At 71.7% G+C, this 13,211-nt stretch carries 5 protein-coding genes; all 5 read left to right on the top strand.

Annotated features, from left to right (window positions below; genetic code table 11):
• The first annotated feature begins 23 nt into the window (after positions 1 to 23).
• On the top strand, positions 24 to 1,418 hold the full coding sequence (locus ACFXG1_RS27120; RefSeq protein WP_384712115.1) for a cytochrome P450: 1,395 nt from the start codon (positions 24 to 26) through the stop codon (positions 1,416 to 1,418).
• A gap of 50 nt (positions 1,419 to 1,468) precedes the next feature.
• Positions 1,469 to 2,050, top strand: a complete 582-nt coding sequence (locus ACFXG1_RS27125) for a DUF2867 domain-containing protein (RefSeq protein ID WP_384712112.1) — start codon at positions 1,469 to 1,471, stop codon at positions 2,048 to 2,050.
• Positions 2,051 to 2,123: 73 nt separating this feature from the next.
• Positions 2,124 to 3,338, top strand: coding sequence for an aminotransferase class I/II-fold pyridoxal phosphate-dependent enzyme (locus ACFXG1_RS27130; protein ID WP_384744936.1), 1,215 nt, complete (start codon positions 2,124 to 2,126; stop codon positions 3,336 to 3,338).
• A 364-nt stretch (positions 3,339 to 3,702) separates the two neighbouring features.
• Positions 3,703 to 12,000, top strand: coding sequence for a type I polyketide synthase (locus ACFXG1_RS27135; RefSeq protein WP_384744938.1), 8,298 nt, complete (start codon positions 3,703 to 3,705; stop codon positions 11,998 to 12,000).
• An 11-nt stretch (positions 12,001 to 12,011) separates the two neighbouring features.
• Positions 12,012 to 13,169 carry an acyl-CoA dehydrogenase family protein gene (locus ACFXG1_RS27140; protein WP_384722061.1) on the top strand — a complete coding sequence of 386 codons (1,158 nt, stop codon included), beginning with the start codon at positions 12,012 to 12,014 and terminating at the stop codon, positions 13,167 to 13,169.
• Positions 13,170 to 13,211: the final 42 nt, after the last annotated feature.

Consider the following 13,211-nt stretch of genomic DNA (forward strand, 5'->3'; position numbering starts at 1 on the left):
TCATGAAAGGGATGAGGACAGAAATGGACACGCTCAACACATCGCAGCAGGAGGTCATACCCGCCTCCGCGCTACCGGGTCCCCGCAGCCCCATGATCGTCCAGGGGATGCAGCTCTTCCGCAACCCCGTGTCGTTCATGCTCAACTGCCGTGAGCGGTACGGAAAGCGCTTCGAGCTGAACATCATGCCCGAGGGCAGCACGATCTTCGTGATCTCCGACCCCGACGAGATCAAGTCGGTCTTCCTCGCCCCGCGCGACGTCCTGCACACCGGCAAGGGGAGCTCGGCGCTGGAGAAGTTCATCGGCCAGACGGGGCTCGCCTGGCTGGACGAGGAGAAGCACCTCGCCCGGCGCAAGCAGCTGATGCCCAGCATCAAGGGCCCGGCGCACAAGCGGATCGAGGCCTCGGTCCACGAGATGGCCGAACGCATCGTGGCCACCTGGCCGCGCGGAGAGGTGGTGGCCCTGTACCCGTACATCCACCGCTTCACCATCCAGGTCATCCGTGAGGTGGTCTTCGGGAAGCACGTGCCCTCCTGCTGGGACGAGCTGAACGAAGTGGTCTGGGACATGCTGAGCCTGAACCGCCGCGTCACATCCATGATCGAGACGCACACCATGTCGCCGTTCGCGGTGAAGATGCTCAGGGCCGTCCGTCCCCTGGGTCTCGACCGCTTCTTCAAGAACCGGGCCCGGGCGGACGCCCTGATCGCCCAGGCCGTCGCCGAGCGCATGGAGTCCGGGGAGCCCGGGGACGACATGCTCGCGGTGCTCCTCGGCATCACCCGCGAGGACGGCTCGGCGCTCAGCGCCGTGGAACTGCGCGACGAGATCATGACGATGTTCCTCGCGGGCACCGAGACCACCTCGGCCGCCATCTGCTGGGCGCTGGAGACCCTGAGCCGGGAGCCGGCCGTCCGCGAACGACTGGTCGCCGAGATCGACGAGGGCGGCGACAGCTATCTGACGGCGGTGGTCCACGAGGTGCTGCGGGTGTACCCGCCGACCCCCCAGATCATCCCCCGCGAGGTGATGAAGCCGATCGAGATCGGCGGCGTACGGTACGAGCCGGGCATGCATCTGTGGGCGAGCGGCATCCTGGTCCACAACGACCCGGCCATCTACCCGGAGCCGCAGGTGTTCCGCCCGGAGCGCTGGCTGGACACCAAGCCCAGCGCGCACACCTGGATCCCGTTCGGGGGCGGTCACACCCGGTGCCTGGGCGACCGCATCGCCATCCTGGAGATGAAGGCCGTCCTGCGCGAGGTGCTGTCCACCTGCGAGCTGCACCGCAAGGACACCAAGCCGGAAGGGCCCCGCAGTCGCATCGTGACGATGACGACGAAACACGGGACCCGGGTCGAGCTGAGGCCGCGTGTCCGCGCGACTAGCCTGGTCGGCGAACCCGAAGCCTGACATCCAGTCAGTGCGGCGCTTAGCCATACGAGATGAACAGAGGTCACCCCATGAAGCTCCCCAACTCCGCTCACTACGACCGGCCTTGGCGCGTCCACGAGATCGCGAAGGACTTCGAACTCGAGGACGTCTGGCGCCTGCCGACGCCCGGCGGCCCGGACGATCTCGACCGTCTGGTACGGCAGTTCGCCTCGCCCGACGACGACGAGATCTCGGACGTCGTCGTGCGGACCCTCTTCGCGATCCGCTGGAAGCTCGGGGCGATCCTGGGCTGGGACAAGCGGGGGTCCGGTCTCGGCGACCGGGTGACGACGATGCGCGATCGGCTGCCGCAGGACCTCCTGGACGGACGCCGGGGACCCGACCTCAAGGTCGTCCCCTTCTATTCCGTGTACCAGACGGACACCGAGTGGGTGGCCGAGCTGGCGAACAAGACCGTGCACTGCCTGCTGCACATGGGGTGGGTCAAGGACGAGGAAGGCGACGGGTACCACGCGCAGATGGCGGCCCTGGTCAAGCCCAACGGCACATTCGGCAAGACCTATATGGCCGCCATCAAGCCCATCCGCCGCACGCTCGTGTACCCGCAGTTGATCCGGTCGATCGGACGCAACTGGACGAAGTACAGCTGAGCCGGGTCACGACCCGGCCCGTCCCGCCACGACGCAGCACCACACAGCCAGAACCAAGAACGAGGTAGACCACATGACATCCATGCCCGGCTGGAATTTCGCCAAGTTCGCCGAAGGCATACGGGCGCTGGGCATCAGCGGACCGCCGGTGTCCGGGATTCTCCCGGGCGCCAAGCACGGCACGGACGAACTGATGACCAACTTCGCCTCGGTCAACTTCCTGGACCTTCAGCGCCGGGAGGACGTGATGCAGGTCCTCGTCGACGCCACCAGGCAGTACGGCCTCGGCAGCGGCGGCTCCCGGATCGTGCAGGGCGTCACACCCCCGCACATCGACATGGAGGAGACGGTCGCCGCCTACCTGGGCAAGGAGGCCGCGATCAGCTTCGCGACCGGCACCGTCGCGAACATCGGCTTCATCAACGCGATGGCCAACACCCAGTCCTTCATGCCCGGTCTGGCGATGGTCAACCGGGACACGGTCTTCGTGTACGACCGGGACGCGCACTGGTCGCTGTGGAAGGCGGCGGAGGGCCTGAAGTTCGGTGAGCGCCTCTTCTCGTTCCGCCACAACGACGTCGGGAGCCTTGAGGAGGTCCTCAAGGAGCAGCAGGGCAAGCGGGTCGTGGTGGTGTTCGAATCCGTGTACTCGATCGACGGCACCGTCGCCCCGATGCACGAGATGGTCGACGTATGCGAGCGCTACGGCGCCCTGTCGTACATCGACGACGCCAACGGCTTCCTGGTCTACGGCCCCGAGCACCGCAACTTCGCCCAGGAGTACGCGGGCATGCTGCGCGCCACCTTCATCATGGTGTCGATGAAGAAGGCCGTCGGCCTCGAAGGCGGACTGATCGCGGGCCCCCGGGACGCCATCCAGGCATTCGAGCTCCTCTCCGGCACCGGATCCTTCACCGCCGGCATGTCCGCTCCGGCCGCGGCCGGAGCGAGCTACATCACCCGGCTCCTGGCGGAGAAGGAGCCGGAGATCGTCGACAGCTATCTGGCGAAGGTGGCCGGCTTCCGCAAGAAGCTGCTCGACGCCGAGCTGCCGATCACGGACACCGAGACCTGCTTCAGCTCGGTCATGATCGGTGACGAGAGGAAGTGCGTCGAGGTCTTCGGCGCGTTCCTGGAGCACGGGATCCGCGTCCCGCCCTATCTGTACCCGGCGGCGCGGCGGGGACAGGCGGTGCTGCGCATCATCGTCAACGCGGCGCACACCGATGAACAGATCGACCACCTCGTCGAGGTGTCGATGAAGCTGCGCGCCCAGGGCCTGTTCTAGGCCGTGTCCGCACCGTAGCGCCGTCCGCCCGCAGGGCGGGGCCCGCGGTTCCCCCGGCCCGGCGGCCGGGGGTGCCCGGTGCGTGCGTCTTCCCCGTGGCCTTCGGCACGGGTGGTGCCCCGGGCGGTTGACCTCGTCCGGGACGTACTCGGGAGATCCCGGCAACGGTGCGGGTACCTCCCGTGCCCGAAGGGCTACGGGGGAGTGCGCGCAGGGCGTCGCGGGCCGGGCGGGACGGTACGGACCCGGCCCGGGCTGCGTCCTCGCCGCGGCGCCGTCCGCCGACGGTGACCGGACCCGCCGGTCGCCACCTTCGAATCCGACAGCAACGCTTGAGCTTCCTGACTGGGAGAGGTCTGAACTGATGCACGTGAACCAGGTCGAGCGGCGGGACGATGCCCCGGTCCGGGACGCCGTCGCCGTCGTCGGGATGGGGTGCCGGGTTCCCGGGGCGGACCACCCGCGGGCCTTCTGGAAGCTGTTGCGCGACGGCGAGGACGCCATCACCGAGGCGCCCGCCGACCGCTGGTACGACGTCGAGGATCTCGCGCCGTACCGCCGGGGTGGATTCGTCGAGCGGGTCGCCGACTTCGACGCCGCGTTCTTCGGCATATCCCCGCGCGAGGCCGCGGCGATGGACCCGCGCCAGCGCCTGGCGCTGGAGCTGAGCTGGGAGGCGTTGGAGGACGCCCACACGGCGCCGGAGTCCCTGCGGGGAACGTCCACCGCGATCTTCCTGGGCGCCACCGGCGACGACTACGCCTCACTCGTCCCCCGGCACGGCCTGGACGCGGTCTCGCACCACTCCCTCGCCGGGCTGAGCCGGGGCCTGATCGCCAACCGGATCTCCCACCAACTGGGCTTCCACGGACCGAGCATGACCGTGGACACCGCTCAGTCCTCCTCGCTCGTCGCCGTCCACCTGGCGTGCCAGAGCCTTCTGTCGGGCGCGACGCGGACGGCGCTGGCGGGCGGGGTGCATCTGAACCTGGTGCCGGACAGCACCCTCGCGCTGGCCCGGGCCGGCGCCCTGTCCCCCGACTGCCGCAGCTACACCTTCGACGCGCGGGCCAACGGCTTCGTACGGGGCGAAGGCGCGGGCATGGTCGTCCTCAAGCGCCTGGAGGACGCCGTCGCCGACGGTGACCGTGTCTACTGCGTACTGCTGGGCAGTGCGGTCAACCACGACGGGGACGGGCAGGCGCTGACCGTCCCCGACAGCCTCGCGCAGCAGGCACTGCTCCGCGAGGCCCACGCCCGGGCGGGCGTCGTACCGGAGCAGGTCGGATACGTCGAGCTGCACGGCACCGGCACCAGGGCCGGCGACCCGGTGGAGGCCGGTGCCCTCGGCTCCGTCTTCGCCGCGACCCGGCCGGGCGATGATCCGCTGCTCGTCGGCTCGGTGAAGACCAATATCGGCCACCTCGACGCGGCTTCGGGCGTCGTGGGACTGATCAAGGTCGCCCTGTCGATGCGGCAGGGCGTCCTCCCCGCGAGCCTCAACTACACCGAGCCGCACCCCGCCATCCCCATGGACACCTGGCGTCTGCGGGTCAACGCGGCCAACCGCGAGTGGACCGGCGACGACCGGATCGCCGGGGTCAGTTCGTTCGGCGTCGGCGGCACCAACTGCCATCTCGTCGTCGGCGCCCGACCCGTCGCCGCCGTACCGGAGGCCGTACCGGACGCCGCCGGCCCGAGTGAGCCGGTTCCCGTGGTGGTCTCCGGCAAGTCGGCCGCCGCCCTGCGCGCCCAAGCCGGCCGGCTGCGGCAGTGGGTGGCGGACGACGACACCCTGCGCCCGTCGGACGTCGGCTTCTCCACCGTCACGACCCGCTCGGCGCTCAAGCACCGCGGCGTCGTCGTCGCAGCCGACCGCGCCGAACTGCTCACCGGCCTGGCGGCGTTGTCGTCGGGCGAGCCCGCGGCGCACATCACCGAGGGCTCGGCGGCGGCCCCCGCGGGCGTGGTCTGGGTCTTCCCCGGCCAGGGGTCCCAGTGGGCCGGCATGGCACGCGGCCTGTGGGACTCGTCCCCCGTCTTCGCCGCCCGGATGACGGAGTGCGAGCACCTGCTGGGCTCCATGGTGGACTGGTCGCTCCGGGAGGTGCTGGCGGACGAGGAGGCGCTGGCCCGTGTGGACGTGGTGCAGCCCGCCCTGTTCGCCGTGATGGTCTCCCTGGCCGAGGTGTGGCGTTCGGCGGGTGTCCTGCCGGACGCCGTCGTGGGGCACTCCCAGGGCGAGATCGCCGCCGCGTGCGCGGCGGGGATCATCTCACTCGCCCACGGGCTGCGGCTCTCGGTGGGGCGCAGCCTCGCCATCGACGCCACGCTCTCCGGCAAGGGCGCACTGGCCTCGCTCGCCATGCCCGCCGCCGACGTGGACCGCGACCGGGTGTCGGTCGCGGCCGTCAACGGACCGAACGCCGTGGTCGTCTCGGGCGACGTGGCGGCCGTGCACGCCGTCGTCGACGACTGTCGCACCCGCGGCATCCGCGCCAAGGTCATCCCCGTCGACTACGCCTCCCACTCGGCCCATGTGGAGGCCATCCGGGACGAGGTGCTGCGCGCCGCCGACGGCATCGAGACGACCGACACGGGCGTCGCGTTCTACTCGACGGTCACCGGTGGCCCGATCGACGTACGGGACATGGACGCCGAGTACTGGTACCGCAATCTCCGCCAGGAGGTGCGGTTCTCGGAGACCATCGGGAAGCTCGCCGACGCGGGCCATGGGGTGTTCGTCGAGATCAGCCCGCATCCGGTGGTGACCATGGCCATCTCGGACACCGTGGAGGACGCGGTCGTCCAGGGCACACTGCGCCGTGGGGAGGACGAGCCGCGACGGCTGCTGCTGTCCATGGCCGAGCTGTACACCAAGGGCGTCGAGGTGGACTGGGACCGCCTCTTCACCGGCGCGCGCCGCGTGGAGCTGCCCACCTACGCCTTCCAGCGCCTGCCGTACTGGGTCACCGGCCAGGGGGCCGTACCGCAGGGTCTGCCGTCGCCCGGGGGCGCCGGGGCCGCCGAACACGGACGGGCCCCGCAGGTGGCCGAAGCCCCGCCGACCGCCGAGGGCACCCCGGCCGTGCTGGGCGACAAGGAGCTGTGGACGCTGATCCGCTCGCAGTCGGCGGCCGTACTGGGACTGAGCGACCCCCGGGCGGTCGAGGCGGACGCCACGTTCAAGGAGCAGGGCTTCGACTCCGTGACCGCCGTGGAGCTGCGGAACCGGCTGACCCCCGCGACCGGCCTGCGGCTGCCGTCCTCCCTGCTGTTCGACCACCCCACTCCCACCCTGCTCGTGCGGCACCTGCGCGAACGGCTCTCCGGCGGGCGTGAGGACCAGCACCAGCGGGACACCGCGGCGGCCGTCACGGCAGGCGCCGCGGCAGCCGTCGCGGACGACCCGGTGGCCATCGTCGGCATGAGTTGCCGGCTGCCCGGCGGTGTCTCGTCCCCCGAAGACCTGTGGCGGCTGGTGTCCGAAGGCGCCGACGCGATATCCGGGTTCCCCGAGGACCGGGGCTGGCGGCTGGACGCCCGCGCGGACTTCCCGCGCAAGGGCGGCTTCCTGGCCGACGCCGGCGACTTCGACGCGGCCTTCTTCCGGATCAGCCCGCGTGAGGCGCTGGCGATGGACCCGCAGCAGCGACTGGTGCTGGAGGCCGTCTGGGAGGCCCTGGAGCACGCAGGGCAGGACCCCACGGCGCTGCGCCGCAGCCGGACGGGCGTCTTCATGGGCGCCATGGCCCAGGACTATCTGCCGCAGCTGAACGACGTACCCGGTGACCTCGGCGGCCACGCCCTGACGGGAAGCGCGACCAGCGTGGTCTCCGGACGGGTCGCCTACACCCTGGGCCTGGAGGGCCCTGCGGTCTCGGTGGACACCGCGTGCTCGTCGTCGCTGGTGGCGCTGCACCTGGCCGCACAGTCGCTGCGTGCGGGTGACTGCTCCCTGGCGCTGGCGGGCGGTGTCACGGTGATGTCGACGCCGGGCATGTTCGTGGAGTTCGCGCGGCAGAGCGGGCTGTCGCCCGACGGCCGCTGCAAGGCGTTCTCCGACGCGGCCGACGGCACCGGCTGGTCCGAGGGGGTGGGCGTACTGGTGCTGGAGCGGCTGTCGGACGCCCGGCGCAACGGCCACCGTGTGCTGGCCGTGGTCCGGGGCAGCGCGATCAACCAGGACGGCGAGAGCAACGGGCTCACCGCCCCCAACGGCCCCTCGCAGGAGCGGGTGATCCGGCAGGCACTGGCGAGCGCCGGGCTGGCCCCGTCGGACGTCGACGCGGTCGAGGCGCACGGCACCGGCACCACGCTGGGCGACCCGATCGAGGCCCAGGCGCTGCTGGCGACGTACGGCCAGGAGCGGACGGAGCCCCTGTGGCTGGGCTCGGTGAAGTCCAACATCGGGCACACCCAGGCCGCCGCGGGCGCCGCCGGCATCATTAAGATGATCATGGCGATGCGGCACGGCGCGCTACCGCGCACCCTGCATGCCGAGGAGCCGTCCCGGCATATCGACTGGTCCTCGGGCGCGGTGGAGCTGCTCACCGAGGAGCGGGCATGGCCGCGGTCCGGGCGGCCGCGACGGGCGGCTGTCTCCTCGTTCGGGATCAGCGGCACCAACGCCCATGTCGTCATCGAGCAGGGCGATATCCACGGCGACGGCGACGGCGCTCCGCTCCCCGATGGCGGCGACGAGCAGACGCCGGCCGGCCTGGTGCCCTGGCTGCTGTCCGCGCGCGGCTCCAAGGCGCTGGCCGGCCAGGCGGAGCGGCTTCGGGCGGCGGCGTCCGCCGAGCCCGCGCCGTCCGTGGCCGGGGTCTCGCTGTCCCTGTCCACTCGACGGGCCCACTTCGACACCCGCGCGGTGGTCCTGGGCGACGGGCACGAGGAACTGCTGACCGGTCTTGCGGCGCTGGCCAAGGGCGAGCGAGCCGCGGGCGTGGTCACCGGAGCCCCCGGGCCCCTGGCCTCGGCCGTCGGCGTGCTGTTCTCCGGGCAGGGCAGCCAGCGACCGGGCATGGGCGGTGAACTCATCCGTACGTTCCCGGTGTTCGCCAAGGCATGGCACGAGGTCTGCGCCGAACTCGACCCCGTCCTTGAGCACCGGATCGACGACGTGGTGACGGCCGAGAAGGGCTCCGACGCGGCGGCGCTGCTGGACGAGACGGGGATGACGCAGCCGGCGCTCTTCGCGTACGAGGTGGCCGCCTACCGGCTGCTGGAGTCGCTGGGCATCACCCCCGCGGTACTGGTGGGGCACTCGATCGGTGAACTGGCCGCGGCCCATGTGGCCGGGGTGTTCTCGCTCGCCGACGCCGCCCGGTTGGTGGCCGCCCGCGGCAGGCTGATGCAGGCCCTGCCCAGGGGCGGGGCGATGCTGGCGGTCCAAGCCGCCGAGGACGAGGTCCGCGAAGCGCTCGAAGGCCAGGAAGGACCGGCGTCGATCGCCGCCGTCAACGGCCCGCTGTCCACCGTCGTCTCGGGGGACGAGGACACCGTCGTCGCGATCGGGTCGGTCTTCGCGGCGCAGGGCCGCAAGACGACCCGGCTGCGGGTCTCCCACGCGTTTCACTCGCCGCTGATGGAACCCATGCTGGCGGAGTTCACCGAGGTCGCCAGGTCGGTGACGTACGCCCCGCCGCGTATCCCGGTCGTCTCGAACGTGACCGGCGGCATCGCCGAGGACGGCGAGCTGGAGCGTCCCGAGTACTGGGTGCGGCATGTACGGGACACCGTCCGGTTCACCGACGGCGTCCGCGCCGCGGTCGGGGCAGGCGCCGACGTGCTGGTGGAGGTCGGCCCCGACGGGGTGCTGTCCGCCATGGCGCAGGAGAGCCTGGCCGATACGGCGCCGCAGGTGCGGGCCGTCCCCCTCGCGCGCAAGGACCGCTCCGAGGCCCGGTCGTTCGTCGCGGCGCTGGCCCGCCTCCATGTCGAGGGGATACCGGTCGACTGGTCGGCCTACCTCGGCGCGCTCGGTGTCGCCGCGGGCCATACCGAGCTGCCCACCTACGCCTTCGACCGGCAGCGGTACTGGGCGGAGCGGCCGGCCGCCGGGGGCGATGTCGCCGGCGCGGGGCTCACCTCCGTCGAGCACCCCTTCCTCTCGGCCTCCACCGACCTCGCGGTCGGCGACCAGACCGTCCTCACCGGCCAGGTCTCCCTGGCCGACGACCCGTGGCTGGCCGACCACGCCGTCTTCGGCGCCACGGTCTTCCCCGGCGCGGCCTTCGTCGAGATGGCGCTCCGCGCCGTGGATCTCGACGGTCACCTCGGTCGCCTCGCCGACGGACTCGGCGGCGCGGGCGTCGGCCTGGAGGAGCTCACCCTCCAGGCGCCCCTGATCCTCGGTACGGACCCGGTGCGCCTCCAGATCGTCCTCGGCGGGCCCGACGACTCCGGGCGGCGCGAGATCGGGATCTACTCCCGGGCGGCGGCCGGCCCGGCCCCCGCCTGGACCCGGCACGCGACCGGCTATCTGTCCACGGCGGCACCGGCCCCGCGGGACGCCGTGGCGCAGACGTGGCCCCCGCGGGACGCCACCGAGGTCGAACTCGCCGGCTTCTACCCGGAGCTGACCGGGCGGGGCTACGGCTACGGACCGGCCTTCCAGGGGCTGACCGCCCTGTGGGCCGCGGGCGACGAGGTCTACGGCGAGATCCGGCTCCCCGACGGCGTGGCACACGCCACCGGCGGGTTCGGTGTCCACCCCGCGGCCTTCGACGCCGCGCTGCACCCGATGCTGTCGCTCCTCGCACAGGCCACGTCCGAGTCCGGGTCCGAAGCCGCGGGAGCGGACGCGGGCGCGGCGGCCCTGCTGCCCTACGCCTGGTCGGGGGTGTCGCTGCACACCCCCGCCGGCCCGCGGTTGCGGGTGCGCATCGCGCGGAAGGGCCCACGCGAGGTGTCCCTCGCGATCACGGGCCAGGACGGGCAGCCGGTGCTCTCCGTCGACTCCCTCCTGCTCATGCCCGCCTCCGCGGCGCAGCTGACCGGTGGGGCCGGTGAGGACGGCCTGTTCGTCGTGGAGTGGACGGCCCGGCCCGAGGCGGCGGACGCCGCGCACCGTACGAACCCGGAGTTCGTGTACATCGAGCCGGCGCCGGACGAGGACGTTCTGGCGGCGGCGCGGCGGCACACCCAGGATGTGCTCGCCCGCGTCCAGGAGAGGCTGCGTGCGCAGACCGCCACGGACGGGCCGCTGGTGTTCGTCACCCGGCACGCGATGGCGGTGACCGGCGAAGAGACACCCGACCCGGCGGGCGCGGCGATCTGGGGCCTGGTGCGCGCGGTCCTCGCCGAGCACCCCGGCCAGTTCGCACTCGTCGACACCGACGGCACCGAGGAGTCCCGGGCCGCGCTGCGGACCCTGGACGTCTCCGGCGAACCCCAGTCGGCCGTCCGCGGCGGTGTGCTCCACATCCCGCGCCTGGTCGTGGCGCGGGCGACGGCGGCCGGCCGCCCGAAGTGGGACCCGCGGGGCACCGTCCTGCTCACCGGCGCCACCGGCGCCCTCGGCGAGCTGGTCGCCCGGCACCTCGTCACCGAGCACGGCGTACGGAACCTGCTGCTGCTCAGCCGGCGCGGGCCGCAGGCCCCGGGCGCGGCCGAACTGGCACAGGAGCTGACCGCACTCGGCGCCGCGGTCACCCAGGCACCCTGCGACGTCTCCGACCGCGCGGCCCTCGCCGAGCAGTTGGCGCGCATCCCCGGGACGGCCCCCCTGACCGCGGTCGTCCATCTGGCGGGCGTGCTGGACGACGCGGCGTCGGACTCCATGACACCGTCGCAGTTGGACCGGGTGCTCGGTCCGAAGGCGGATGCCGCGTGGCATCTGCACGAGCTCACGGCGGGGACGGAACTCTCCGCGTTCGTGCTCTACTCCTCGGTCGTCGGCACGCTGGGCAACGCGGGACAGGCCAACTACGCCGCGGCCAACGCGTTCCTCGACGCCCTGGCGGCCGGCCGCAAGGCCGCCGGACTGCCCGCGCTCGCACTGGCGTGGGGCCCGTGGGAGGTCGGCATGGCGGGCAAGCTCGCCGAGACCGACCTGCGCCGCTTCCGGCGCAATGGCATGGTGCCCCTGTCCGCGAAGCAGGGCGTGGACCTGTTCGACGCGGCGCTCGCACGGCACGAGGCGTCCTTGGTTCCCGTCGTGCTGGACCGGACCGCCATCGAGCAGCAGGACAGCCCGCCGGTGCTGCTGCGCGGCATGGTCGAGCCGCGTGCCGAGCGCGTCGAGGAGGACGCCGTACCCCCGGTCCTCAAGCGGCTGGCGGGGCTGGACCGCGCGGACCAGGTGGATGAACTCCGGGCCCTGCTGCTGTCCACCGCGGCGGTGGTGCTGGGCTATCCCGACGCCGACGACATCGACGCCGATATGTCCTTCCAGGAGATCGGCTTCGACTCGCTGAGCGGTGTGGAGTTCCGTAACCACGTCAAACAGGACACCAGGATCCAGATCCCGCCGACCGTCATCTACAACTACCCGACCCCGGCCGCCCTGGCCGAACGCCTGTGGGAGCTGCTGTTCGCACCGGACGCCCAGGACGGGGAGCAGCGGGACGACGAGGACGCAGCCGCGGAAGAGGCCGAGGAGGAGCTCGACTCGATGGATGCCGCGGACCTGATCGAACGAGTTTTCTCCGAGTGAGGACAGGAACGATGAACACCGAGGACCTGAAGACCGTTCGCCGGTTCGTCAAGGAGCACCTGAGCGGCGACGGCGAGCAGATGGACACCCTGGCGGAGAAACCCCACCAGGTGTACGACGCGTTCCGCGAGACGGGGCTCTCCAACTGGTGGCTGCCCGAGGAGCTCGGCGGCCGCGGACTGTCCCTGGAGGACAGCGTCGAGATCGTGAACGAGATCTCCTACGGCGACGCCGGGGTGGCCTTCACCCTGTTCATCTCGGTCCTGGGCACCAGCATGGTCCAGCTCTACGGATCGGACGAGCTGAAGGCCCGCTACCTGGAGCCGATGGCCGCCCGCGGCTCGTTCTGCGCGGCACTGGGGAGCGAGCGGAACGCCGGCAGCGAGCTGGACAGGATCGAGACGGTCGTCTCCCGCGACGGGGACGACCTCGTCATCACCGGTGACAAGTTCTTCTCCACCAACACCGACTTCGCGGACTTCATCGTGGTCGTGGCCCGAGCCGCGGACAACCCCGAGGAGTACCACGCGATCCTCGTCCCCCGGGGCACCCCGGGCATCGAGATCGTCAAGCGGTGGGACGTCATCGGCCTCCGGGCCTCCCACACCTACCAGGTGCGGCTGGACAACTGCCGGGTGCCGAAGGCCAACCAGTTGGCGGGCTCGGGGCTGCGACTCCTGGAGATCGGCCTCAACGCGAGCCGCATCCTGATCGCCACAACGGCGGTCGGTATCGCCCGGCGCATCCGCGACCACTGCATGACCTATGCCAAAACGAAGCCCTTCCGCGGCGGCACGCTCGTCCAGAGCCCGGTCTTCGCACAGAAGCTGGGGCAGATGGAGATGCAGATCGACGTCATGAAGGGCCACTGCCTCCGCGCGGCCCGCGACTACGACAAGGTCATGTCGGACCCCCAGGCCCCGGCTGTGTTCGCCCGCCAGGGCACGCTCAAGACGGCGCTGACGGCGAAGATGTTCTGCGGCCAGGCGGCCTGGGACGTGGCCTCCGTCGGCTCGGAGATGTTCGGCGGACTCGGCTACACCAACGACCACCCCATCGGAAAGCTCGTCCGGGACGTGCGCTACGTCTCGATCGTCGAAGGCGGCGACGACGTGATGCGCGACCTCCTCTTCAACCGCTACGTCATCCCCGTCCCACGCCGGTCCTAGCCACCTCGCGTCTCGTCGGGGGGGGGGGGCCCCCCGGGGGGG

This window comes from Streptomyces sp. NPDC059248, from assembly GCF_042753905.1.
GTDB lineage: Bacteria > Actinomycetota > Actinomycetes > Streptomycetales > Streptomycetaceae > Streptomyces.